This is a genomic window from Streptomyces sp. NBC_00287, from assembly GCF_036173105.1.
GTDB lineage: Bacteria > Actinomycetota > Actinomycetes > Streptomycetales > Streptomycetaceae > Streptomyces.
On the sequence record NZ_CP108053.1, the window covers coordinates 7,671,338 to 7,696,352 of the forward strand.

The window sequence follows — 25,015 nt, forward strand, 5'->3', positions numbered from 1 at the left end:
GCGCTCAGGCCTCCGGGATCTCGAACTTGGACGTGCGCTGCATGCCGGCGGCGCGGCCCTTGCCGGAGATGACGAGCGCCATCTTGCGGCTGGCCTCGTCGATCATCTCGTCGCCGAGCATCGCGGAGCCCTTCTTGCCGCCCGCCTCGGACGTGTAGTAGTCGTACGCGTCCAGGATCAGCTCGGCGTGGTCGAAGTCCTCCTGCGAGGGCGAGAAGATCTCGTTGGACGCCTCGACCTGGCCCGGGTGCAGCACCCACTTGCCGTCGAAGCCGAGCGCGGCGGCGCGCTGGGCGACCTCGCGGTAGCCGTCGATGTTGCGGATCTGGAGGTAGGGGCCGTCGATCGCCTGGAGGTTGTTGGCGCGGGCGGCCATCAGGATCTTCATCAGGATGTAGTGGTAGGCGTCCGCCGGGTAGCCGGGCGGCTGCTCACCGACGACCAGCGACTTCATGTTGATCGACGCCATGAAGTCGGCCGGGCCGAAGATGATCGTCTCGACGCGCTGGGAGGCCGTCGCGATCTCGTTGACGTTGTTCAGGCCCTGGGCGTTCTCGATCTGCGCCTCGATGCCGATCTTGCCGACCTCGAAGCCCATCGTCTTCTCGATCTGCGTCAGCAGCAGGTCGAGGGCGACGATCTGCTCGGCGGTCTGCACCTTCGGCAGCATGATGCAGTCGAGGTTCTGGCCCGCGCCCTCGACGACGGTCACGACATCGCGGTACGTCCACTCCGTCGTCCAGTCGTTGACGCGCACGACCCGCGTCTTGCCCGTCCAGTCGCCCTCGTTGAGGAACTTGACGATGGTGTGCCGCGCGCCGGGCTTGGCGAGCGGCGCGCATGCGTCCTCCAGGTCCAGGAAGACCTGGTCGGCCGGGAGGCCCTGGGCCTTCTCCAGGAAGCGCGGGTTCGAGCCCGGCACCGCCAGACAGGAACGCCGGGGGCGAAGGCGGTTGACCGTGGTCATGCGGGGACCTCCAGGGGGTTGAGCTTGTTCGCTGTGCGGATCTCATCGACGATGCGGCCGATGATTCCGGTGATGTCGAAGTCCTTCGGGGTGAAGACCGCGGCCACTCCGGCTGCCCTGAGCTGCTCGGCGTCTCCATTCGGGATGATGCCACCGGCGATCACCGGGATATCTGTGGCACCGGCCACACGGAGCCGTTCCAGGACGTCCGGCACCAGTTGGGCGTGCGAGCCGGACAGGATGGACAGGCCGACCGCGTGCACGTCCTCGGCGAGGGCCGCGTCCACGATCTGCTCGGGGGTGAGCCGGATGCCCTGGTACACCACCTCGAAACCGGCGTCACGCGCGCGTACGGCGATCTGCTCGGCGCCGTTGGAGTGTCCGTCCAGGCCCGGCTTGCCGACCAGGAAGCGGAGCTTGCCGACGCCGAGATCGCGGGCCGTCTCCGCCACCCGGTGGCGGACCAGCGCCATCGCGGTGCCCTCCTCGGCGGTCACCGCGACCGGCGCGGAGGACACGCCCGTCGGGGCCCGGAACTCGCCGAACACCTCGCGCAGGGCCCCGGACCACTCGCCGGTGGTGACGCCGGCGCGGGCGCACTCCAGGGTGGCCTCCATGAGGTTGGCGGTGCCCTTGGCGGCCTCCTTCAGCTTCTCCAGCGCCTTGCAGGGGCGCGGATGGTTGAAGGGCGGCTGATAGCGGGTGTCCCGCCAGTGCGTCAGGGCGTCCACGACGCGGGCCTCGACCGCGGGGTCGACCGTCTGGATCGCTGCGTCCAGGTCGGCCGTGAGCGGGTTCGGCTCGGTCGACTCGTAGATGTTGACGCCGACGATCTTCTCCTGGCCGGACTCGATCCGCGCGCGGCGCTCCGCGTGGGACGCCACGAGCTGCGACTTGAGGTAGCCGGACTCGACGGCGGCCATCGCGCCGCCCATCTCCTGGATCCGCTCGATCTCCGCGAGCGACTCCTCGATGAGCGCCTCGACCTTGGACTCGATCACCTTCGAGCCCTCGAAGATGTCCTCGTACTCCAGCAGATCGCTCTCATGGGCGAGCACCTGCTGAATGCGCAGCGACCACTGCTGGTCCCAGGGGCGGGGCAGGCCCAACGCCTCGTTCCAGGCGGGGAGCTGGACGGCACGCGCGCGTGCGTCCTTGGAGAGGGTCACGGCCAGCATCTCCAGCACGATCCGCTGGACGTTGTTCTCCGGCTGCGCCTCCGTCAGGCCCAGGGAGTTGACCTGGACGCCGTAGCGGAAGCGGCGCTGCTTGGCGTCCTGGATGCCGTAGCGCTCAAGGGTGATCTTCTCCCAGATGCGGCCGAAGGCGCGCATCTTGCACATCTCCTCGACGAAGCGGACACCCGCGTTCACGAAGAAGGAGATCCGGGCGACGACATCGCCCATGCGCTCCTCGGGGACCTGGCCGCTGTCGCGCACGGCGTCGAGGACCGCGATCGCCGTGGACATCGCGTACGCGATCTCCTGGACCGGCGTGGCCCCCGCCTCCTGCAGGTGGTAGCTGCAGATGTTGATCGGGTTCCACTTGGGGAGGTGGGAGACCGTGTACGCGATCATGTCCGTCGTCAGGCGGAGCGAAGGCCCGGGCGGGAACACATGGGTCCCTCGCGACAGGTACTCCTTGACGATGTCGTTCTGCGTCGTGCCCTGGAGCTTGGTGATGTCCGCACCCTGCTCCTCCGCGACGACCTGGTAGAGCGCCAGCAGCCACATGGCGGTGGCGTTGATGGTCATCGAGGTGTTCATCTGCTCCAGGGGGATGTCCTGGAACAGCCGGCGCATGTCACCGAGGTGCGAGACGGGCACCCCGACCCGGCCGACCTCGCCGCGGGCGAGGATGTGGTCCGGGTCGTAGCCGGTCTGCGTCGGCAGATCGAAGGCGACGGACAGACCCGTCTGGCCCTTGGCGAGGTTGCGCCGGTACAGCTCGTTGGACGCCTCGGCCGTGGAGTGACCGGCGTACGTGCGCATGAGCCACGGCCGGTCCTTCTGACGCTCGCTCATGTTGCCCTCAGATGTTGCGGAAGCGGTTGATGGCGTCGATGTGCTGGGCGCGCAGCTCCTCGTCGCGCACGCCCAGGCCCTCCTCGGGGGCCAGGCACAGCACGCCGACCTTGCCCTGGTGGAGGTTGCGGTGCACGTCGAACGCGGCCTGGCCGGTCTCCTCGAGCGAGTAGACCTTCGACAGCGTCGGGTGGATCTTGCCCTTCGCGATCAGCCGGTTGGCCTCCCAGGCCTCGCGGTAGTTGGCGAAGTGCGAGCCGATGATCCGCTTCAGCGACATCCACAGGTAGCGGTTGTCGTACTCGTGGTTGTAACCCGAGGTCGAGGCGCAGGTGACGATCGTGCCGCCCTTGCGGGTGACGTAGACCGAGGCGCCGAAGGTCTCGCGGCCCGGGTGCTCGAAGACGATGTCGACGTCCTCGCCGCCGGTGAGCTCACGGATGCGCTTGCCGAAGCGCTTCCACTCGCGCGGGTCCTGGTTGTGCTCGTCCTTCCAGAACTTGTAGCCCTCGGCGTTGCGGTCGATGATCGCCTCGGCGCCCATCGCGCGGCAGATCTCCGCCTTCTGAGGGCTGCTCACCACACAGATCGGGTTGGCGCCACCGGCCAGCGCGAACTGGGTGGCGTAACTGCCGAGCCCGCCACTCGCGCCCCAGATCAGGACGTTGTCGCCCTGCTTCATGCCGGCGCCGTTGCGGGAGACCAGCTGGCGGTAGGCGGTGGAGTTGACCAGGCCCGGGGCCGCGGCCTCCTCCCAGCTGAGGTGCTTGGGCTTCGGCATCAGCTGGTTGGACTTGACGAGCGCGATCTCGGCGAGGCCGCCGAAGTTCGTCTCGAAGCCCCAGATGCGCTGCTCCGGGTCGAGCATCGTGTCGTTGTGCCCGTCGGACGACTCCAGCTCGACCGAGAGACAGTGCGCGACGACCTCGTCACCGGGGTTCCAGGCGTTGACGCCAGGGCCGGTGCGCAGGACGACGCCCGCGAGGTCGGAGCCGATGATGTGGTACGGCAGATCGTGGCGCTTGGTGAGCTCGCTGAGCCGGCCGTAGCGCTCCAGGAACCCGAAGGTCGACAGCGGCTCGAAGATCGAGGTCCAGACCGAGTTGTAGTTCACCGAAGAGGCCATGACGGCCACCAGGGCCTCGCCCGGGCCGAGTTCCGGCACCGGCACGTCGTCCAGGTGGATCGACTTGCGGGGGTCCTTGTCGCGGGTTTCGAGGCCCGCGAACATCTCCGTCTCGTCCTTGTGCACGGTGATCGCGCGGTACGACTCGGGGAGCGGCAGAGCGGCGAAGTCGGCCGCCGTCGATTCCGGCGACTGGATCGCGTCCAGGATGTCCTTCACGGTCACGGTGTTGCCTCCGGCGATACGCGTCCTGAGGGAGGGACGCTGAGGGTTACGTCGGTGCTGCTGAGGGTGTGTTGCTGTGCCGTCGGTTCGGCGTGTGGTGCTGTTCGGCAGCGCTTTGTGGCGCGGGAGGGTGCCTGTGACGCAGGCGTCCGGCGCGCGAGCCGTTGGGCTCGTCGGGACAGGCCGGACACCTTCAACGTATGACACCGCGTGTCAGGTGGCAAGGCACTGAGTGCCAGGAGTTGCTCTCAAGTGAAATCTTTACGTAACAAATGAGCGATGATCGATCGAACAGGGGCTGAAAGATGCCGGAAAACCTGCCCTGACATGGCAAAACGGCCACCCCGTGGGGTGGCCGTCATCACAGTGGCGAAGGGTCCTGGAGACCGGCTTCAGCGCTCCTTGAGTGCCTCTTCGATGGTCCGCATCACCTGGTCCAGCGGTGCGTCCGTACGGGCGACCGTCACCAGCACCTCGCCCTGGGTGGAGACCGTCGCCGCGGTCGGCTGGGGCGTGGTGGACCGGCCGGCCCCGATGCCGGTGCCGAAGGTCTTGCGGACGATGGCGAAGGCGTGGTCCAGCTGCGTCTCCACATCGCCCTGGCCGCCCGCCCGCAGCCAGCGCCGCAGTACATGGTTGTGGGCGGTGACCACGGCGGACGCGGCGACCTCCGCCAGCAGCGGATCGTCGTTGGCGTCGTCGTCGTGCGCGTGCTCGTCGAAGTGGCCGAGGAGATAGCGGGTGAAGAGGCGCTCATAGCGGGCCACCGACGCGATCTCGGCCTCGCGCAGGGTGGGCACCTCGCGCGTGAGCTTGTAGCGGGCGACCGAGATCTCCGGGCGGGCCGCGTACATCCGCATGACTTCCTTGATGCCGCGGCACACCGTGTCGAGCGGATGCTCGTGCGCGGGGGCGGCGTTGAGCACCGCCTCGGCACGGATCAGGGTGTCGTCGTGATCGGGGAAGATCGCCTCTTCCTTGGAGCGGAAGTGGCGGAAGAAGGTACGGCGAGCGACCCCGGCCTGGGCCGCGATCTCGTCGACGGTGGTCGCCTCGTACCCCTTGGTCGCGAACAGCTCCATCGCCGCGGCCGCCAGTTCTCGGCGCATCTTGAGCCGCTGGGCGGCCGCGCGAGTGCCCGCGGCACTCTCCGGCGCGTCGGGCGTGGCTGGTGTACGGGAGGACTTGGCGGGCTGGGACATGACCCGAACGTACTGCATCTGTGCAGGATGGTGCGCATGTCCCGGGGTTCCCCCGCCCTGGGCGGGCGGGGGAGCGGCCGCGGGGTCGAGCAGTCCGCCCCAGTCCTCGCCTACGCGGAACCAGTCGCCTGGACGGTCACCGCCGGGCATATTCGCGGAAGCCGCGGCCCGTCTTGCGGCCGAGGCAGCCCGCGGCCACCAGGTGCTCCAGCAGGGGCGCCGGAGCCAGGCCCGGGTCACGGAACTCGCGGTGCAGGACCTTCTCGATGGCCAGCGAGACATCGAGCCCGACCACGTCCAGGAGTTCGAACGGGCCCATGGGGTAGCCGCCGCCCAGCTTCATCGCCGCGTCGATGTCGTCGAGCGAGGCGTAGTGCTCCTGCACCATCTTGATCGCGTTGTTCAGGTACGGGAACAGCAGGGCGTTGACGATGAATCCGGCCCGGTCGCCGCAGTCCACGGCGTGCTTCTTGATACGGCCGCAGACCTCACGGACCGTGGCGTGCACATCGTCGTCGGTCAGGACGGTACGGACGACCTCGACCAGCTTCATGGCCGGCGCCGGGTTGAAGAAGTGCATGCCGATCACGTCCTGCGGACGCGAGGTGGCGCGGGCACAGGCGACGACGGGCAGCGAGGAGGTCGTGGTGGCCAGCACCGCGCCCGGCTTGCAGACCTTGTCCAGCGTGGCGAACAGCTGCTGCTTGATCTCCAGGTCCTCGGCGACGGCCTCGACGGCCAGGTCGACCTCGGCGAAGGCGTCGTAGGAGCCCGCCGCGGTGATCCGGTCCAGGGTCTGGGCGGCGGCGTCCGCGGTCATCCGGCCCTTGTCGACGGAGCGGGCGAGCGACTTGCCGATCCGGGCCTTCGCGGCCTCGGCCTTCTCCTCGCTGCGGGCGGCGAGGACGACGTCGTAGCCGCCCTTGGCGAAGACCTCGGCGATGCCGGAGGCCATGGTGCCGGAACCGGCGACACCGACGGAGCGGACCTCACGGCCCGCGACCGGGACGGAGCCCTCCAGCGGCGTCAGGGCGTCCCGCACGACGACCGCGCTGCCCGGGGCCTCGTAGCTGTAGAAGCCGCGTCCCGACTTACGGCCCGTCAGGCCCGCCTCGCTGAGCTGCTTGAGGATCGGCGCGGGGGCGTGCAGCCGGTCGTGGGACTCGGCGTACATGGCGTCCAGGACGGTGCGCGCGGTGTCGATGCCGATGAGGTCGAGCAGGGCGAGCGGGCCCATGGGCAGTCCGCAGCCGAGCCGCATGGCGGCGTCGATGTCCTCGCGGGAGGCGTACTTGGCCTCGTACATCGCGGCGGCCTGGTTGAGGTAGCCGAACAGCAGCCCGTCGGCGACGAATCCGGGCCGGTCGCCCACCGCGACGGGCTCCTTGCCGAGGTCGAGGGCGAGGTTGGTGACGGCCGTGACGGCCGCGGGCGCGGTCAGCACCGAGGAGACGACCTCGACCAGACGCATCGCCGGAGCCGGGTTGAAGAAGTGCAGCCCGATCACCCGCTCGGGGCGCGCAGAGTCGGCGGCGAGCCGGGTGACGGACAGCGCGTTGGTCCCGGTGGCCAGGATCGTCTCGGGCCGCACGATCCCGTCCAGCGCACGGAAGATCTGCTGCTTGATCTCGTACGACTCCGGCGCCACCTCGATCACCAGGTCGGCGTCGGCCGCCGCGGCGAGGTCGGTGCCGGTGCGGACCCGGGCGAGGGCGTCCGTGCGCTCCTGCTCGGTGAGCTTGCCGCGCTCCACGGCGCGGGCGGTGGAGGCCTCCAGGGCGGCGGCCGACTGGGCTGCCGCGGCCTCGCTGATGTCGATGCCGATGACCTCGCGGCCGGCCTTGGCGAGGACCTCGGCGATGCCGGTGCCCATGGTGCCGAGGCCGATGACGGCGACGGTCCTGATCGGGGACAGAGGGGTGTCGGACAGGGGAGTGGCCATCGCGGGACTCCTGGCATGAGGGTGACGACTGGGAGTGCGCCCGAGTGCGCCGAAGGGGCGCACCGGGTGCCTGAGAAATGCGGGTGTATCCGGGCTGCGAGCGCACACGCCCGGGGCCGTCGATGCGGACGTGCACACGTCCGGCGAACGGTGATGGCCGACCGGCCCTGTCCCGTGGCCGAGTCGTACTGCGGTACTGAGTACCGAACCGACTGCTCGCGGCGGCTGCGTCACCAGGCCACCGCGGGTGAATCGCGAGGGGGTATCTCGCTCGTCTGAGCTTAACCCGCGGGTAACGAGCGCGCCAGTCCCCGTCCTTCACCGTCTTTGTGATGTAGGTCCCGAGGGGACGGGAGCGCCCATAGGCTCGAGGTCATGGACGAAGAGTTGCGATCACTCACGGAGCGCTTACGGCGGGAGTCGGGCGGGGGTGCGGGCTTCGAGCGGCTGGCGGGGACCGGAGACCTGGATGAGCTGGCCGATGCCCTCACCGCGCCGGGGCAGTCGCTGTGGGCCCGGGAGCTGGCCGCGTTCCGGCTCGGACTCGCGGGCGACCGACGGGCGTTCGAGGCACTCGTCCTGCTGCTGAACCACCGTGAACCGCAGCGCTGCGCGTCCGCCGCGTACGCCCTGGCCCGGCTCGGCGATCCGCGTACGGCGCGAGCGGCGGCGGCCCTCGCCACCAACGAACTGCGGGTCGCGTACGCCTTGCACCCGGTCCGGCTGCTGGTCGAACTGCGGGCCCCCGAGGCCGTCCCGGCCCTGATCACCACCCTGGAGCGACGGCTGCGCCCGCACGACCCCTACCGCCGGGTGGCGCTCGCCTGCGTCGACGGCCTCGGCGCACTCGGCGACGCCCGCGCCCGGACCGTCCTGAACGAGGCGCTGGCCCATCCGACCCTCGCCGAGGCCGCGGTGCGGGCGCTGGCGCGGATCCCTAGGCAGCGTTGAGCTCTCTGACGTACCGCACCTCCGAAACCGCCACACCGTCCACCTCGAAGGGCTCCTCGGCGCCGTCGGGTCGAAACCCCGCCTGCTCGTAGAAGCGACGCGCGCGGGCGTTCTCCTTCAGGACCCAGAGCAGCATGCGCGGGTGCCCGGCGGCCGTGCACCGGCGTATCGACTCCCGGAGCAGGGCCCGGCCGATGCCGGCGCCGTACTGCCCGGGGTCCACATAGAGCGCGTACAGCTCGGCGTCCTCGGTCCGGGTGTCGCCCTCGCGGTACGGACCGTGGCAGGCCCAGCCGACCGTGCCGCCGTTCCGCTCGGCGATCAGGTCCACGCGCGTGCCGTGGCCCTGCGTGAGGCGGGTGCGATGCCGCTCTGCGTCCTCCGTGACGCTGAGACCGTCGAGGTAGGGCTGGGGCATCAGCCCCCGGTAGGCGGAGCGCCAGCCGCCGACGCGAATCTCGGCGACGCGGTCGCAGTCGGCGAGACTCATCTGGCGGATCCGGAGGTTAACGTCGTCCATGGCGGCACCCTAGGGCGCGTCCGGCCCGGCGGGCGCCCGATTAATCGGGGAGCAGAAGGGGACGCGCCGCCTGTTCGGCCAGCACCGCGAACGCCTCGATCTCCATCCGGAACTCCGGCCGCACCAGGGCCGCCACCTGCACTGCCGACGCGGCCGGCAGACGGTCGTCCGGTATGTGCTCGGCGCGAGCTTCACGGATCGCTGGCAGGTCCGCCATGTCCGTGACGTAGAAGGTGAGTTTGACGACGTCGTCGAAGGTCGCCCCGGCGGCGGCCAGGCAGCGCCTGAGATTCTCGAAGACCTGACGGGCCTGCGCGGCCGGGTCGCCCTCGCCGACCAGCTCGCCCGACTCGTCGAGCGGGAGCTGGCCGGCGACGGCCACGAAGCGGCCGGTGCCCATGACCACATGGCTGTACTGCGGGGCGGCGGCCACCCCGGTGGGGGCGGGAATCCTGGTCAGCTCACTCATGCGTCCATGGTGGACCATGGGTCTGACAATGCCCGCCCCCCGAGGGTGCGCTCAGCCGCGGAAGCCGAGCAGCCCGTGCAGCGTCGTGCCTCGCGAGGAGGCCGACGACGTCGAGCTCAGCGGCTTCGGGTCGGGCAGCGCGTCACACACCGCGTCCACCTCGCCGCCGCTGCGCGGCACCGTGCCGTCGGCCAGATACTTCGCCAGATGCTTGTCCAGGCAGGCGTTCCCGCTCAGCGAGATGCCGTGGTTCTGGCCGCCCTGCTCGACCACCAGGCTGGAGTTGTGCAGCATCCGATGGACCGTCACGGCACCGTGGTACGGCGTGGCCGCGTCACCGGTCGCCTGGAACAGCAGCACCGGCGGCAGCTCGCCGTTGGCGACGTCCACCGGTTCCAGGGAGTCGGTCGGCCAGAACGCGCAGGGCGCGTTGTACCAGGCGTTGCTCCAGGTCATGAACGGCGCCTTCGCGTACACCGCCCAGTTGTCGTCACGCCACTGCTCCCAGTCGCGCGGCCAGTCCGCGTCCCGGCACTGGACGGACGTATAGATGCTGTAGCTGTTGTCGCCCGCGGCGTCCACGGCGGCGAAGTTGTCGTACGCCTCCACCAGCGGATCGGTGTTCTTGTCGCCCACGTACGCGGCGAAGGCCTCGGCGAGATAGGGCCAGTAGCCGTTGTAGTAGCCGCCGGGCAGGAAGGTGTCCTCCAGTTCGGCGGCGCCCACCTTGCCGCCGGCCGGCTTCTTCGCCAGCGCGGCCCGCATCGCGTACCACTTGGCCTCGATCTTCGCCGGATCGGTGCCCAGTTTGTAGGTCGCGTGGTGCTTGGCGACCCATGCCATGAAGGCGAGGTGACGGTCGTTGAAGGCGTAGTCCTGCGCGAGGTTGTCCTCGTACCAGACGCCCGTCGGGTCCACGACCGAGTCCAGGACCAGACGCCGCACCCGCTCCGGGAAGAGCTTGGCGTAGACCGCGCCGAGATAGGTGCCGTACGAGTAACCGAAGTAATTGATCCGCTGGGCGCCCAGCGCATGCCGGATCGAGTCCATGTCCTGCACGGCGCTGATCGTGTTGATGTACGGCAGCAGATCCGCGTACTTGTCGCCGCAGGCCTTGGCGAAGGACTTCGCGCGCTGGAGGTTGGCCTTCTCGATCGCCGGGGTGCTCGGCACCGAGTCCGGGCGCACCGGGTTGAAGTACCCGGGCTTGCAGGTGAGGGCGGGCTTGCTCTTGCCGACCCCGCGCGGGTCGAAGCCGATGACGTCGTACTGCGCCGCCACCTCCTTGGGCAGCGTGGAGGCGACGAAGCCGGCCAGCGTCAGACCGCTGCCGCCGGGTCCGCCGGGGTTGACCAGCAGCGGGCCCTGGTACTTTTTCGCGGTGTGCGGAACGCGGGAGAGCGCGAGCGTGATCTGCTGCCCGTGCGGATTCGTGTGGTCGAGCGGCACCTTGAGGGAAGCGCACTGGAGCGTCGGGTAATTGGTGGTGCCGCAGCCCTTCCAGGTGAGCTTCGGAGCCGAGTGCGGCGCGCTCGCCTCGGCGGGGACGGCCGTGAAGGTCCCGGCCACGATCACGGCGGCACCGCACAGCACGGCTGCGCGTTTTCTCATCGAGTCCTCCCAGGACGGAGGGTGTGCGGACCGCGAGGGTCACGGTCCACGCCGCATCGTCCCGGAAAGGCCGCCCGGAAGAACGTGTTCTGGCAATACTTGACCCAATTGGGTCGTGCGTTGCGCTCGAATGCTCTCAGATCAGCGAGAGTTGAACAGGCTCGGTCATCTGAGCCTCTGTCATCTGCGCCTCGGCCGGCTCCGGCTCACGGATCCGGCGCGGCATCCCCGCGCGCGTGGGGCCGATGCCGTACTCCTCGGCCAGCTCGTGCACCTGACGGGTGATCCGGCGCTGGTACCACTTCGGGGCGTAGGCGCCGTCCGCGTACAGCCGCTGGTAGCGGCGCACCAGGTACGGGTGGTGGTGTTCGAGCCAGGCCATGAACCACTCGCGGGCGCCGGGGCGCAGATGCAGCACCAGCGGGGTCACGGAGGTCGCGCCGGCCGCCGCTATCGCCCTTACGGTGGCCCGCAGTTGGGCCGGGCTGTCGCTCAGGAACGGGATCACCGGTGCCATCAGCACCCCGACCCCGATGCCGTGCTCGCCGAGGGTCTTCACGACGTCCAGGCGCCGCTCGGGGGCGGGCGTGCCCGGCTCCACGGTGCGCCAGAGCTCGGTGTCGGTGAAGCCGACCGAGACGGAGATACCGACGTCCGTCACCGCGGCCGCCTGCTTCAGCAGCTCCAGGTCGCGCAGGATGAGCGTGCCCTTGGTCAGGATCGAGAAGGGGTTGGCGTGGTCGCGCAGGGCGCCGATGATGCCCGGCATCAGCCGGTAGCGGCCCTCCGCCCGCTGATAGCAGTCGACGTTCGTGCCCATGGCGATGTGCTCGCCCTGCCAGCGCCGTGAGCCGAGCTGGCGGCGCAGCAGCTCCGGCGCGTTCACCTTGACCACGATCTGGGAGTCGAAGCCGAGGCCGGTGTCGAGGTCCAGATAGCTGTGTGTCTTGCGCGCGAAGCAGTACACGCACGCGTGCGAGCAGCCTCGGTAGGGATTGACCGTCCACTCGAAGGGCATGCGGGAAGCCCCCGGCACCCGGTTGATGATCGAGCGGGCCCGGATCTCGTGGAAGGTGATGCCACGGAACTCGGGGGTGTCGAAGGTACGGGTGGTCACCGCGTCGGCGCCGAACAGAGCGGCGTCGGCCCGGCTGTGGTCGGACTGGTCGGACTCCAGGGCGAGGTTCTCCCAGCGCATGAGGCCTCCTCGGTAGCACTGACCACAGAATAGAACACATGTTCCCTTGATCGTGCGACCCCGATTTGGGCGGCCGGGTCACCGGGTGGTTGGCTTGCCCCCAACCCCCGAGCAATTCAGGTCCTGGAGGAAGTCAATGGCGCAGGTCGAGGCCACTACGGAGCGGGTCGTCGCGGCGGACGCGGAGAAGGTGTTCGACGCCCTCGCCGACTACAGCGGCACCCGCGAGAAGCTGCTGCCCGAGCACTTCAGCGAGTACGAGGTGCGCGAGGGCGGCGACGGCGAGGGCACCCTCGTCCACTGGAAGCTCCAGGCCACCAGCAAGCGGGTGCGCGACTGTCTGCTGGAGGTCAGCGAGCCCACCGACGGCGAGCTCGTCGAAAAGGACCGCAACTCCTCCATGGTCACCACCTGGCGCGTCACCCCGGCGGGCGAGGGCAAGTCCCGGGTCGTCGTCACCACCACCTGGCAGGGCGCCGGCGGCGTCGGCGGCTTCTTCGAGAAGACCTTCGCCCCCAAGGGCCTCGGGCGGATCTACGACGCGCTGCTCGGCAAGCTCGCCGCCGAGGTCGAGAAGTAGGCTCCGGCCCTCAACGGGCTGATCCCCGGCGGTCGTTGGCCGCCTCACCGATTCGGGTGGATCTCCGGTCCGCCCATCGGTTTGCCGTAACTCGTCGCGCTTGCTGGCAGTTGTCGCTTTACGCGGGAATTGTGCGGTGGCGCGACGAGGGGAGCGGTACGTGGGCGGGATCACTCTGGAGCGGGACGAGACGGTCGCCGCGCCTGTTGTGCCGAAGCCGCCCCGGCAGGCCGAACTCAGCCCACGCCGGGTGCGGTTGGTCTTCATCGGGCTGATGCTCGCGCTGCTGCTGGCCGCGCTGGAGCAGATGATCGTCGCCACCGCGCTCCCGAAGATCGTCGGCGAGCTGCACGGCCTGGACAAGATGTCCTGGGCGATCACCGCCTACCTGCTCACCTCCACCATCGGCCTGCCGATCTACGGCAAACTCGGCGATCTGCTCGGCCGTAAAGGCGTCTTCCAGTTCGCGATCGTCGTCTTCGTCATCGGCTCCGCGCTCGCCGGGCGGGCCGAGACCATGGACCAGCTGATCGTCTACCGGGCCGTCCAGGGCGTCGGGGCGGGCGGCCTCATGATCGGCGTGCAGGCGATCATCGCCGACATCGTGCCGCCCCGGCAGCGCGGCCGCTACATGGGGCTGATCGGCGCCGTGTTCGGACTCGCCTCTGTCGCGGGGCCCCTGCTCGGCGGCTACTTCACCGACCATCTCTCCTGGCGCTGGTGCTTCTACATCAACGTCCCCTTCGGCATCGTCACCCTCGCCGTCGTCGCCGTCGTACTGAAGCTGCCGAAGCCCGAGACCAAGCCCCGGCTCGACATCCTCGGCGCGCTGCTGCTCGCCGCCGCCTCCACCTGCCTGGTGCTGCTGACCAGTTGGGGCGGCACCGAGTACGCCTGGGACTCGCACGTCATCCTCGGACTCGGCGCGGGCGCGGCGGCGGCCGCCGTGCTGTTTCTCGTAGCCGAGCACTTCGCCCCCGAACCCCTCATCCCGCTACGGCTGTTCAGGGACTCCGTCTTCAACATCACCGGCCTGGTGGGCCTGGTGATCGGCGTCGCCCTGTTCGGCGCCGCCAGCTATCTGCCGACCTTCTTGCAGATGGTCGACGGAGCGTCCGCCACCGAGTCCGGGCTGCTGATGCTGCCCATGATGGGCGGCATCGTCGGCGCCTCCATCGTCTCCGGACAGCTCATCAGCCACACCGGGCGCTACAAGATCTACCCGGTCCTCGGCGGTGCCCTCTCCGTCGTCGGCATGTGGCTGCTGTCCCGGCTCGACGCCGACACGCCCCGACTGCACTACAGCATCTGGATGGCCCTCCTCGGCGCCGGAATCGGCATGGTGATGCCGGTCCTGATCCTCGCCGTACAGAACTCCGTGCGCCCCGCCGACCTCGGCACCGCCACCAGCGCCAACAACTACTTCCGGCAGATCGGCGGCAGCGTCGGCGCCGCGATCTTCGGCACCCTCTTCGCCGACCGGCTCACCGACGCGCTCGCCGACCGGGTGCCCACGCGCGCGGGCGCCGAGCTGCCCGCCGCCGAGTCCATCACCCCGCAGGTCGTCCACGCGCTGCCGCCGGCCCTGCGCGACGACTACATCCAGGCCTACGCCGACGCCATGCCGAGGATCTTCCTCTACCTCGTGCCGGTGCTCGTCCTCGGCCTGCTCATCGCCTTCTTCCTCAAGGAGAAACCGCTGGTGTCCCACCCCACCGCCGAAACCGAGCCCGCCCCCGTCAACGCCCCCGTTCCGCATGCCCGTTCGCCCTACGCAGCCGGAATCCCCGTCTGCGGCACGGTGCAACACCCCGACGGAACCGTGGTCCCGCGCGCGGCCCTCACGCTCATCGACGCCGTCGGACAGCAGATCGGGCGGGGCGCCAGCGGCGAGGACGGACGGTACGCGCTCTCCACACCGGGATCGGGGTCGTACGTCCTCATCGCTGCCGCGGGCGGACACCAGCCGCAGGCCGTCTCCGTGACCGTAGGCGAACGCCCGGTCGAACTGGACGTGGTGCTCGGCGGCGCAGGGCGCCTCGCGGGCACCGTGGTGACCGCCGACGGCACCTCCGTACGGGACGCGACCGTCACCCTCACCAACGTCCACGGCGAGGTCGTCGCCAGCACCCGCAGCGGACGCGAGGGCGGCTATGTCATCACCGAACTGGTGGCCGGCGAGTACACCCTGGCCGCCAGCGCGCCCGCCTTCCGCCCGGCCGCGCTGCCCGTCACCGTGCAGGCCGCCCGGGAGACCCGGCAGGACATCGAACTGGCCGGGGGCGCCGTGCTGCGCGGGACGGTCCGGGCGAGCGGCGGCAGGCCCGTCGAGGACGCGCGCGTGACGCTGCTCGACGCGGCGGGCAACGTCGTCGACACGCTCACCACCGGCCCGGACGGGACGTTTCGGTTCGTCGATCTGTCCTCCGGCGAGTACACCGTGATCGCCGCGGGCTATCCGCCGGTCGCCACCGTGCTTCAAGTGGCCGGCGGCGGGCGCACGGAACGCGACCTTCAGCTGGGGCACGAGGACTGAGGAGCGCGGGTGCGCGCGCCGGGGCGTGGGCAGTTGCCAATTCCCGTATTGCCGCACATCACCACCGGCACTCGCCGTACCGTGGAGTCGGCGGCACAGATCTTGCCAAGCCGTGGGGAGAGAGGCCTTGGCCATGGACCGTGGCATCGAGAGGGACGCACCTCCCAGCCGCGGAGCTGGGATCGGCGCGACGGAAGGCGTCGCGAGCGGCCGTGTCCCGCTTGCCGTCGTCGTGATCGACCGCGAGGGATTGGTGTCCCACTGGAGCACCGGCGCCGGGCGGCTGTTCGGCGCCGCCAAGGAGGAGGCGATCGGACGGCCCGCCGCCGATCTGCTCCCCGTCTCCGGGGCGCTGCCAGAGGAGGCGGACGCCACCCCGTACGGGGCGTACACGGCCTACGACGGCCTCGGCCCCGACCTGGAGTCCTCCCTCGACGGACGGCTCAGCTTCCCCGCCGCGGGCCGCGCCCGGCTCACCGTGCCGGGCGACGAGCGCTCCGACGTCCTGTGGTGGGCGTACCCCCTGGTCGGCCCGGGGCGCGAGCGGTTACTGGTCCTCGCGGCCGACGCGGACGGACTCCAGCAGCGCGAGCCCGACGGCCTGGGCTTCGAGCGGATCGCGCCCGGGTTCGCCCTGCACACCGACTTCCCCGGCGCCGAGGAGCTGGCCCGCCGGCTGCCCGAGATCCTGCCCAGCATGAGCGTGGGCGAGAGCTCCCGCATCGTCGCGCAGATCCTCGAACTGGGCTATCCGGTCCTGGAGTTCAGCCAGAACGACCGGGTGCCCGTCACCCCCGACTGGGGTGTGCCGCGCCGCGCCGAGCGCAGGGCTCGCCGGGAGCAGGCCGCCCGTGCCGCTGTGCTCGGGCTTCCGGTGCCCGAGGAGGACACCGAGGAGAGCGTGGACCTCGAGTACGCGGCCGTACGAGAGCGCCTGGAGTTCCTCAACGAGGTCAGCGGTTGCATCGGCACCTCCCTCGATCTCTCGCGGACCATCATCGAGGTCAGCAAGGCCGTCGTGCCCCGCTTCACCGACGTCGCCGGCACCTATCTGCGCGAACAGGTCGTCGCGGGCGAGGGGTTCCCGGACGGCGTGCCGGACACCACCACCATGTGGCACCGGGTCGCCGTCGAGCACACCGACGAACCCGGCCGCTGGGACGATGTCGTGCCGGTCGGCGAGGCCATGCCGTTCCCGGCGCACACCCCGTTCTTCCAGTGCATGACCACCGGCGATCCCGTGCTGGTGCCGCGGATCAGCGAGGAGATGGGCCACGCCATCGCCTCCCAGTTCGAAAAGCGCGACATCCGGCCGCTCATCACCGGCCGCTCCATGCTCGTCGTGCCGCTCAAGGCCCGCAATGTGGTCCTCGGCTTCATGATCCTGCTGCGCCACCCCGAGCGGCCCGTCTTCAACGACATGGACCGGGTCACCGGCGCCGAACTCGCCGCCCGCGCGGGCCTCGTGCTCGACAACGCGCGCATGTACACCTTCCAGGAGAGCGTCGCCGAGACCCTCCAGGACAGCATGCTGCCGCACATCCCGCCGCGCATGGCGGGCTGCGACATCGCCACCCGCTATCTGCCCGGCACCCTGCTCGGCCGGGTCGGCGGCGACTGGTTCGACTCGGTGAAACTGCCCGGCGCCCGCACCGCCCTCGTCGTCGGCGACGTCATGGGCCACGGCCTCAACTCCGCCGCGATGATGGGCCAGTTGCGTACAGCCGTCCAGACCATGGCCGCCCTCGACCTGCCGCCCGCCCAACTCCTGCGCAACCTCGACGACCTCGCCCAGCGCCTCGGCGACACCTACCTCGCGACCTGTCTCTACGCCGTGTACGACCCGATCGCGAGCGAGTTGCACCTCGCCAACGCGGGCCATATCCCTCCCGTGCTGGTGCGGGCCGTGGACGGTCGCAGCGAACTGCTCGAGCTGCCCACGGGCGCGCCCATAGGCGTCGGCGGAGTGCCCTTCGAGGCGGTACGCGTGCGCGTGGAGCCCGGCGACCGGCTGGTGATGTGCACCGACGGGCTGGTTGAGGTGCGCGGCGAGGACATCGGCGTAGGACTGGCGACGCTGTGCGAGTCGGCCGCCCATCCGGCCGCGTCCATGGACGACGCCTGCGACACCATCATCCGGGCGCTCAACACGCGCGGCGGTCGCAAGGATGACGTCGCCCTGCTGATGGCACGGCTCAACGGCATCGGGCCGGAGGACGTCGCCGAGTGGCGGCTCGCCCTCGACCCCGTCGAGGGCGGCCGGGCCCGCGCGGTGGTCCGCGAGCAGCTGCACGACTGGGGTCTGGCGCGGCTGGTCGACCTCGCCGAGCTGCTGGTCAGCGAGCTCGTCACCAACGCCCTGCGGCACTCGCACAGCCGTCCCGTCGAGCTGCGGCTGGTCCGGGGCGACACCCTGCTGTGCGAGGTGGACGACGACGACCACGAGCTGCCCACCCTGATGAACGCCGGTCCCGGTGACGAACTCGGCCGGGGGCTGCGGCTGGTGAGCACCCTCGCACGCGAGTGGGGCACCAGCCGTACGAGTGCCGGAAAGACCGTCTGGTTCGAACTGACGCTCCCGCGACGCTGACCGGCCCCCGTGTTCCCGGGGGCGCACGAGGCGCGAGGGGGCGTACGCGGATCGAATGCGGCGTGAAGGATTGCGCCACGTGCTTGTAGCGCCGCCCGGGGCGCGATAGACCGTACTCGCCCGTCACTTCGTGGCGGGATGTCCGTCGCACCCTGGGGAGTTGGGCATGAGCGTGACGAGTCGGTACCGGGAGGCCTGGGAGGGCTTCTGGCGGGAGGCGCCCGAGGAACAGGGGGCGGTGTTCTGGGACGCGGAGCCGGCGCTGACCGTCGGTCCCCATCTGGCCCTGTTCGAACCGCACTTGACGGCGCCGACGCTGCCCATGGTTGACCTCGGCTGCGGCAATGGCACCCAGACCCGTTTCCTCGCCGACCGCTTCCCGCATGTGATCGGCGTCGACCTGTCCGGCGCGGCGATCGACCACGCCCGCCAGGCCGACCCCGCGGGTCTGGCCACCTACCGGGTCCTGGACGCCGGGGAGAAGGACGAGGCGCAGACGCTGCACGCGGAACTCGGCGACACCAACGTCTATATGCGGGGCGTGCTGCACCAGGCGGAGCCCGGTGACCGGCAGGCGCTGGTGGACGGCGTCGCCACCCTCATCGGCACCGGCGGCCGGGCCTTCCTGGTCGAACTGGCGGAGGCCGCCAAGCCCGTCCTGATGGGCCTCGCCCAGAGCCCCACGGGCCCGCCGCCGAAACTCGCCCCCGTCTTCCGGCACGGCATCGCGCCCGGTGAGGTCGCCGACGACGCGGTACTGGAGTACCTGCGCACGGCCGGGCTCTCCGTGGTGGCCTCGGGCGAACTGCCCCTCACCACCACGGAGTACACCCCGGACGGTGCCCGTATCGAACTGCCGTCGAAGTGGGTCGTCGTCGAACGCGCCTAGTTGACGGTACGGCCGCGGCGGTACGCCACCCAGCCGGTCGCCGTCAGCGCCGCCGCCAGCGCGGCCACGGTGCCGACGGCGACGCCGGTCGAGGCCAGACTGCCGCCGGTGGTGGAGGTGTTGGTGCCGGTACCGCCGGTGGAGCCTGAGCCTCCGGTGGTGCCTCCGGTACCGCCCGTGCCGCCGTTGCCGTCGTCCGTGTCCACCGGGTCCTGGCCGATGAAGCTCACCGGTACCTTGACGTCCTGGGTGCGGTCGCCGGAGAGCGTGTGGTCGGCGCGGGTGGCCAGGACGCACTTCGCCTTGAAGCAGTCCGTGAACTCGTCCTTGGCGTCCACGGTCAGCTCCACCTCGAAGGTGCCGCCGTTGCCGTACGGGATCGCCAGGTCCTCGCCGTAGTCCGGCGGGTTGGAGGAGATCCACGCGGAGGAGTGGGAGCCGCCGCTCATGTCGACGCCGCCGATGCAGGGCGTGGGCAGTTCGCCCGCGCCGTTGTCGACGCAGAGGGCGACATAGATGCCCTTGTCGACGTCGTAGCCGGAGCCGGTGACCTTCAGGGTCTGGTTCTCGGTGGCGAGGTGGTTGACCGGGGTGACGGTGAGCTTCTGGCCCTCGGGGCCGGTGACGGTGTGGGAGCCGGAGGGCTCTTCGGGGGTCTCCCCGTCGCCGTCTCCGTCGCCGCCCCCGTCGTCGGTCGCCTCGACCGTCAGGGTGATCGGCGAAGTGCGCGTCGTGCCGACCGAGTTGGTGAACTCGGCACGGTATTCGTAGCCGTCCTGCCCCGCCTTCGCGGTGAAGGAGTAGGCGTTCCGGGACGCGCCCTCGACCGTGGACCAGGTCTGGCCGCCGTCCGGGCTGACCTGCCAGCGCACGGTCGGCTCCGGGGTGCCCTCGGCCGCCGCGACGAACGTGACCTCGTCGCCGGGGGCCACGGTCTGGTCGGTGGGGGACTGGGTGACCTTGGGGGACACCCGCAGGTCGAGCTTGACGACCTCGCTCTCCGCCTGGTTGGTGACGTAGACGGAGGTGGCGCCCGGGGTGACGGCGACGCCCGCGTAGGCGCCGGTGAGGTTGCCCGGCAGTGGGACGGGCGTGGCGGCCTGCTGGAACGTCGTGCTGTCGAGGATCTCCAACGCGCCGGTGTTGTCCGTCGTGCCGTCGGCGGTGTCCTCGCGCAGCAGGAAGGCGCGGCCGGTGGTCTTGTCGAAGGCCAGCGCGGTCGGGCGGTCCTGACCGGTGAGAGTGGTCAGGAGCTCCGCGTCCTTGTCGAAGACCAGCACCGAAGTCCCGCTGCCCACCCAGACGTTGCCGGTCGCCGGGTCGGGCTCGACGAACGTGACGAAGTCCGCGGGGAGTTCGGCCGTGGCGGTGACCTCGAAGGTGGCGGTGTCGACGCGGTGCAGTACGCCGCCGGAGGCTCCGGCCGTCCAGGCCGCGCCGTGCGCGATGTCCACGCCGAGCTCGCTGCCGCCCTCGGCGGTCACCGTGCGCTTGACGGTCCCGGTGGCCGTCTCGATCTCGGAGAGATCGGCGCCCTGGGCGACCAGCACGGTGGAGGCGTCGCTGCCCGGACCGATCCCGGTGACCGCCGCGCCGCCGATCCAGACGCCCTTCGCGGTGGCGTCCCCGTCCTTGGCGGTGCCGATGCCGCGCAGCGGGTAGTGGAAGACGACCCCGTCCCCGGCCAGCGGTGCCGCGATCCGGCGGACCACGCGGTTCGCGAGGGCGCCGGTGGACCCGGGGGCCTGCGCGACATGGCTGAGGACCTTGCCGTCCTTGGGATCGAGGACGTACAGCCCCTGCTCGGCCACGTCCGCGGTGTCCGGGATGTTGTCCGAACCGACGTACAGCTTCCCGGAGTCGGGGTGCACCAGCAGGTCCAGCGGGCGACCCGCGGTGCCGAACTCGGCCGCCTTCGCATAGCTGACGGTGCCCGGCGGTACCTCCACACCGTCGCCGCCGTCTCCCTCACCGGGGTCCTGGCCCTCGAAGGTGAGCGGGATCCGGACGTCCTGGGAGCGGTCTCCGGCGGCGTTGTGGTCGACGCGGGTGACGACCGAGCAGGCGACCTCAAGGCAGTCGAGGCCGCCGTCCTTGGCCTTGATGGTCAGCTCGACGTCGAAGGTGCCGCCCTCGCCCCAGCGTTCGGCGACCGTGCCCGCGCCTTCGTCCGAGGCGTCCCTGGGAATGATCCACTTCGAGGCGCCGCTGTCGCCGCTCTGGTCGGCGCCGCCCAGACAGGGCGTGGGGATGCGGTTGTCGCCGTTGTCCTTGCATACGGCAACGTAGATGCCCTTGGTGTCGTCGTAGCCGTCGCCGGTGACCCGGAGGGTCTCGCCGTCCGGGTCGAGGTTCGCGGAGGCGGAGACGGTGAGTTTCTGGCCGTCCTTGCCGAACGCCGTCCTCGGGGTGTCGGCGGCCTGCGCGGACGAGCCGGCGGCGGAGGCGGCCACCAGCGCGGCGGCGCCGACGAACGCCGCCGGGCGTCTGAGATGCATCGGAGTTCCTCACTTGTCGGGTGCGCCCGGTCGGGCCGGGGGCCGGGCCCCCGGGTGGGGAGGGCCCGGCCTGCCGGGGGGCCTACTGGAAGGTGATCGGGATGTGCACGTCGTACTTGCGGTCGCCGCTGTCGAAGTGGTCGGCACGGGTGACGACGGCGCAGGTGACGTCCTCGCCGCAGACCTGGCCGTTGTCGAGGGTGGCCTTGACGTAGATGTTCACGCTGAAGGTGCCGCCGGTGCCGAACTTGGAGCTGTTGGCGAACATGCCGCCGAAGGTGTTGTTGACCCAGTGCGAGGCGCCGGTCGAGCCGTCCTCGTCCTGACCGCCCAGACACGGGGTGGGCTTGGCCGCGCCCGGGGCGCCGGTGACCGCGCACAGGCCGACGTAGATGCCCTGGCCGGTGTTGTAGCCCGAGCCCGAGACGGTGATGACCTGGCCCGTGGCGGCGGCCGTGTTCGGCGACGTCAGCGACAGGTTGTAGGTCGTGGAGCCGTCGATGACCGTGCGGGTCGAGGTGGCGGCAGAGGCCGAGGTCGCCAGGCCCAGGGTGAGGGCGGCGGAGGCGGCGACGGCGAGGCCCGCGCGGGCGGCGGTACGAACGACTCTCATCGAGAACCCTTCTTGGAGAGCGAGAAGTTACTTAGGTAAGGCAAACCTAAGTGAGAACTCCGGCTGTTTGTCAACATCAGGTGAAGGGCTTCAATCGCCCCTGAAACAACGGCACTTGGGCATACCGAGGGAGCGGACCGCATGGCCCGCTCCTCGATGGAAACGCCCTACGGTTTCCGCACACCGAAGCCCGCGGTGGCGTGGCGCTCGCCGGAGACGCTGTACAGCTCCACGGTGTGCTCGCCCTCGACCGCGGTCACGTACACCGGGAACTTGAGCGAGGCGCGGCCCTGTTCATCGGCGGTCACCTGGTACCGGGTGTCCTGGTCGATCGCGACGAGGATCACTTCGCCGGGCTGGAAGCCCTCGCCGGTGGCGGTCTGTTCGGAGCCCGCGGGGAGCTCGGGGCTCGTCACGGAGGCTTTTGGGGGCGCGACGGTCGCTGATTGTGTCTTCTGTGGCGCCGGAGTGGTCGCCGACGGCGTCGGTTCCGGCGTCTCGGTCGTCTCGGTGACTCCGGTCCCCACGGTCACATCGAGTCGCCCCAGTCCGTCGCCGGAGGCGAACTCCCGCCCGCTCCACTGCGAGAGCAGCGCCGCGCCCTCGTCGGTGAGCGTGGCCTCCAGGCCGGTCCAGGTCAGCCCGCCCGAGCGTACGACGGTCTCGCCCGGTTTCACTTCCGCCAGGGTGAGTTCGCGCGCCTGTCCGTCCACGGCCGTACGGGTGTGCAGCGCGCCCGAGTCGCCGTCCAGCCGCAGCCGCAGGCCGGCCAGGGTCAGCGGCGGCACGGTGTCGGTGCTCGGGACGAGTTGCGTCGTACCGCCCAATTCGATGTCCGCATCGCCGGTTTCGGGATCGGCGGAGCCGCTCGTGGCCTGGAACCAGGCCGGCCGCGCCGAACCCCCGAGCGTGAGCTCGCCACCGTCCAGTGTCCAGCTCGCATAGCCGCCGGACACCTGCGTCTCCTGTGCTTGCGCGGTGCCCTGGCCCAGCAGGGCGAGCAGCGCGCCGCCCGCCACCACGGCGGCGCCGGGTCTCTTCGCCATCTTCAAGTCTCCTCGGGATTACGAGAATGAGTGGGCGTCAGCCAGCGCTCGCCCGGCGCCGACGCGCCCAGAGCCAGGTCCAGGCCCCGGCACCGACCAGCGCCGCCGCGGTGAGCCCGACGGGGAGGGCGACGGAACCGGTGCTGGCCAGCGGGCCCTTGGGCTCCTCGTCGCTCGTGCCGGAGCCGCCGTTCGTGCTCGCGGGGGCGGAAGCCGCCGGAGTGGGCGAGGCGTCGGCGGTACCCCCACCGGTGCTCCCGCTCGCGCCCCCGAAGGACGCCGGGATCCGCACCGTCTGGCTCTGATCCCCGCCCCGCGTATGGTCGTTGCGGGTGATCACGGCACACTTCACGCCGGACTTGGTGCAGTCGGTGTTGGCGTCCTTCGCCCGCACCTTGATCTGCACGCTGAACGAGCCCTTGTGTCCGCTGCCTTGGTACGGCTTCGCCAGTCCCTCGCCGTACGACGGCGGATTCGACGACACCCATACCGACGCGCCGGACTCCCCGGACATGTCGACACCGCCCACGCAGGGCGTCGGGGTCTTGCCCGCGCCGTTGTCCACGCAGAAGGCGACATAGATGCCCTTCTCCGTGTTGTAACCGGAGCCGGTGACGGTCACCGTCTCGCCCGCCGGGTCGAGTCCTGACGACTTCGACACGGTGAGTTTCTGGCCGTCGGGGCCCGTCGCCGAGCCGCCCGCGGCGGACGCGGGAACAGCCGTCGGGAAAACGGCAACCGCGGCCGCCAATACGGCCGTCAAAGCAACTCTCCTGCCGCGCAGGCCACTTGGTGATGTCACAGCACACCCCCACCACGAGTTAATAAGGTAAACCTAACCTAAGCTATCGCTCAACTGTGGCGAACCAAGTGCCTGGAGGGGACCGCGATGAAATTGACCGGAACAGCACGGCGGCTCGGCCTGCCCCTGGTTCTCGCCGTGGTGCTGCTCACCGGCGCCTGCGGCGGCGGTACTTCGGGATCCGCCGAGTCGGAGGCCTCGCCCGCCTCCGCGAGCGAGCGTGCCGCGACCGCCGAGAAGCAGCTCGCGAAGAACACGCTCGTGCCGCTGGAGGGCAAGTCGCCGACGCCGGAGCTGCCGGTCACCGTCGACTCCTCCGACGGCCGGAAGGTGACCGTCGAGGACGCCTCGCGCATCCTGCCGCTCAACGGTGGGGTCGCGGAGATCGTGTTCACCCTCGGACTCGGTGACCGCGTCGTCGGGCGGGACATCACCGCCACCTTCGCCGAGGCGAAGGGCCTTCCGCAGGTCACCAAGGCGCACGACGTCAGCGCGGAGAGCGTGTTGTCGCTGAGGCCGACCGTGGTGCTCGCCGACACCGACACCGGGCCCAGCGAGGCCATCGAGCAGATCAGGGACGCCGGGGTGCCCGTCGTGGTGCTCGATCCGGCCACGGAACTCGCCGATGTCACCACCCGTACGACCCGGATCGCCGAGGCCCTCGGTGTGCCCGCAGCCGGAAAGGCGCTCAATGCGCGCATGAGCGACGAACTCGCCGCTGCCCGTGCCGCCGTGCCCAAGGGCAGCAAGCCGAGGGTCGCCTTCCTCTACATGCGCGGCAGCGCGGCCGTCTATCTGATCGGCGGCAAGGGATCCGGCGCCGACTCGCTCATCGAGGCCGCCGGAGCCGTCGACGCGGGCAAGGACGCCGGGTTCGACAAGCCGTTCACGCCCATCACCAGCGAGGCCCTGGTCCGCGCCCAGCCGGACGTGATCCTCATGATGACCAAGGGACTTGAATCCGTCGGAGGCATCGACGGACTCGTCGACATCCCCGGAATCGCCCAGACCCCGGCCGGGATGAACCGCCGGGTCGTGGACCTGGAGGACGGTGTCCTGCTCGGCTTTGGCCCGCGCACCCCCCTCGTCATCGACATCCTGGTGGACCGCCTGCACTAGGGTCTGTCCGGCGGATCAGGCCGGCTGCGAGAACGGTGCAGATGTGCGTGCCAGAACCCGCGACGCCGGCATGATCCGCCGGGCAGGCCCTAGAGCTGACGGCGCTT

General features: G+C 70.4%; 19 protein-coding genes. 6 read left to right on the forward strand and 13 right to left on the reverse strand.

The genetic code is table 11. The annotated features are described in order from the left end of the window. Window positions 1-4: 4 nt before the first annotated feature. From OHT76_RS34805 to OHT76_RS34825, 5 genes are all read right to left on the reverse strand, one after another. Window positions 5-967: an HpcH/HpaI aldolase/citrate lyase family protein gene (locus OHT76_RS34805; protein ID WP_328874831.1), complete on the reverse strand. Its 963-nt coding sequence runs from the start codon at window positions 965-967 to the stop codon at window positions 5-7. After that, complete coding sequence (locus tag OHT76_RS34810) at window positions 964-2,991, reverse strand: protein meaA (RefSeq protein ID WP_328874832.1); 2,028 nt, start codon at window positions 2,989-2,991, stop codon at window positions 964-966. The genes OHT76_RS34805 and OHT76_RS34810 overlap by 4 nt, the downstream gene beginning before the upstream one ends. 7 nt (window positions 2,992-2,998) lie before the next feature. After that, window positions 2,999-4,336: a crotonyl-CoA carboxylase/reductase gene (ccrA, locus tag OHT76_RS34815; RefSeq protein ID WP_328876701.1), complete on the reverse strand. Its 1,338-nt coding sequence runs from the start codon at window positions 4,334-4,336 to the stop codon at window positions 2,999-3,001. A 398-nt stretch (window positions 4,337-4,734) separates the two neighbouring features. After that, entirely contained in the window at window positions 4,735-5,544 is an 810-nt protein-coding gene (locus OHT76_RS34820; protein WP_328874833.1) for a TetR family transcriptional regulator, read from the reverse strand. Window positions 5,545-5,680: 136 nt separating this feature from the next. Next, window positions 5,681-7,486, reverse strand: coding sequence for a 3-hydroxyacyl-CoA dehydrogenase family protein (locus OHT76_RS34825; protein ID WP_328874834.1), 1,806 nt, complete (start codon window positions 7,484-7,486; stop codon window positions 5,681-5,683). Between the two features lie 375 nt (window positions 7,487-7,861). Between OHT76_RS34825 and OHT76_RS34830 the strand changes: the two genes are divergently transcribed. After that, window positions 7,862-8,437: an adenylosuccinate lyase gene (locus OHT76_RS34830; RefSeq protein ID WP_328874835.1), complete on the forward strand. Its 576-nt coding sequence runs from the start codon at window positions 7,862-7,864 to the stop codon at window positions 8,435-8,437. Here OHT76_RS34830 and OHT76_RS34835 read toward each other — a convergent pair. From OHT76_RS34835 to OHT76_RS34850, 4 genes are all read right to left on the reverse strand, one after another. Beyond that, entirely contained in the window at window positions 8,424-8,957 is a 534-nt protein-coding gene (locus OHT76_RS34835; RefSeq protein ID WP_328874836.1) for a GNAT family N-acetyltransferase, read from the reverse strand. The two genes, OHT76_RS34830 and OHT76_RS34835, sit on opposite strands and share 14 nt — an antisense overlap. 40 nt (window positions 8,958-8,997) lie before the next feature. Then, window positions 8,998-9,426 carry a RidA family protein gene (locus OHT76_RS34840; RefSeq protein WP_328874837.1) on the reverse strand — a complete coding sequence of 143 codons (429 nt, stop codon included), beginning with the start codon at window positions 9,424-9,426 and terminating at the stop codon, window positions 8,998-9,000. A gap of 51 nt (window positions 9,427-9,477) precedes the next feature. Then, window positions 9,478-11,037 carry an alpha/beta hydrolase gene (locus OHT76_RS34845; protein ID WP_328874838.1) on the reverse strand — a complete coding sequence of 520 codons (1,560 nt, stop codon included), beginning with the start codon at window positions 11,035-11,037 and terminating at the stop codon, window positions 9,478-9,480. A 136-nt stretch (window positions 11,038-11,173) separates the two neighbouring features. Continuing rightward, complete coding sequence (locus tag OHT76_RS34850; protein WP_328874839.1) at window positions 11,174-12,235, reverse strand: Rv2578c family radical SAM protein; 1,062 nt, start codon at window positions 12,233-12,235, stop codon at window positions 11,174-11,176. A gap of 136 nt (window positions 12,236-12,371) precedes the next feature. Between OHT76_RS34850 and OHT76_RS34855 the strand changes: the two genes are divergently transcribed. The 4 genes from OHT76_RS34855 to OHT76_RS34870 all read left to right on the forward strand — a co-directional run bounded on the left by OHT76_RS34855 (window position 12,372) and on the right by OHT76_RS34870 (window position 18,830). Further along, window positions 12,372-12,815, forward strand: a complete 444-nt coding sequence (locus OHT76_RS34855; RefSeq protein WP_328874840.1) for an SRPBCC family protein — start codon at window positions 12,372-12,374, stop codon at window positions 12,813-12,815. 160 nt (window positions 12,816-12,975) lie between these two features. Further along, on the forward strand, window positions 12,976-15,351 hold the full coding sequence (locus OHT76_RS34860; RefSeq protein WP_328874841.1) for an MFS transporter: 2,376 nt from the start codon (window positions 12,976-12,978) through the stop codon (window positions 15,349-15,351). A 133-nt stretch (window positions 15,352-15,484) separates the two neighbouring features. Next, window positions 15,485-17,941 carry an ATP-binding SpoIIE family protein phosphatase gene (locus tag OHT76_RS34865; protein WP_328874842.1) on the forward strand — a complete coding sequence of 819 codons (2,457 nt, stop codon included), beginning with the start codon at window positions 15,485-15,487 and terminating at the stop codon, window positions 17,939-17,941. A 166-nt stretch (window positions 17,942-18,107) separates the two neighbouring features. After that, window positions 18,108-18,830 (forward strand): class I SAM-dependent methyltransferase, encoded by a 723-nt coding sequence (locus OHT76_RS34870; RefSeq protein WP_328874843.1) that lies wholly within the window; start codon window positions 18,108-18,110, stop codon window positions 18,828-18,830. Here the strand turns inward: OHT76_RS34870 and OHT76_RS34875 are convergent. The 4 genes from OHT76_RS34875 to OHT76_RS34890 all read right to left on the reverse strand — a co-directional run bounded on the left by OHT76_RS34875 (window position 18,827) and on the right by OHT76_RS34890 (window position 23,750). Beyond that, entirely contained in the window at window positions 18,827-21,328 is a 2,502-nt protein-coding gene (locus tag OHT76_RS34875) for an immunoglobulin I-set domain protein (protein ID WP_328874844.1), read from the reverse strand. The two genes, OHT76_RS34870 and OHT76_RS34875, sit on opposite strands and share 4 nt — an antisense overlap. Window positions 21,329-21,410: 82 nt before the next feature. Then, a complete protein-coding gene (locus OHT76_RS34880) occupies window positions 21,411-21,941 on the reverse strand; it encodes a hypothetical protein (RefSeq protein ID WP_328874845.1) in 531 nt (176 codons plus the stop codon). A 167-nt stretch (window positions 21,942-22,108) separates the two neighbouring features. After that, the gene (locus tag OHT76_RS34885; protein ID WP_328874846.1) at window positions 22,109-22,987 is read right to left on the reverse strand and encodes an HtaA domain-containing protein; all 879 of its coding nucleotides are present in this window, start codon (window positions 22,985-22,987) and stop codon (window positions 22,109-22,111) included. 37 nt (window positions 22,988-23,024) lie between these two features. After that, the gene (locus OHT76_RS34890; RefSeq protein ID WP_328874847.1) at window positions 23,025-23,750 is read right to left on the reverse strand and encodes a hypothetical protein; all 726 of its coding nucleotides are present in this window, start codon (window positions 23,748-23,750) and stop codon (window positions 23,025-23,027) included. A gap of 126 nt (window positions 23,751-23,876) precedes the next feature. Between OHT76_RS34890 and OHT76_RS34895 the strand changes: the two genes are divergently transcribed. Continuing rightward, window positions 23,877-24,908 carry a heme/hemin ABC transporter substrate-binding protein gene (locus OHT76_RS34895; RefSeq protein ID WP_328874848.1) on the forward strand — a complete coding sequence of 344 codons (1,032 nt, stop codon included), beginning with the start codon at window positions 23,877-23,879 and terminating at the stop codon, window positions 24,906-24,908. Window positions 24,909-25,015 lie beyond the last annotated feature (107 nt).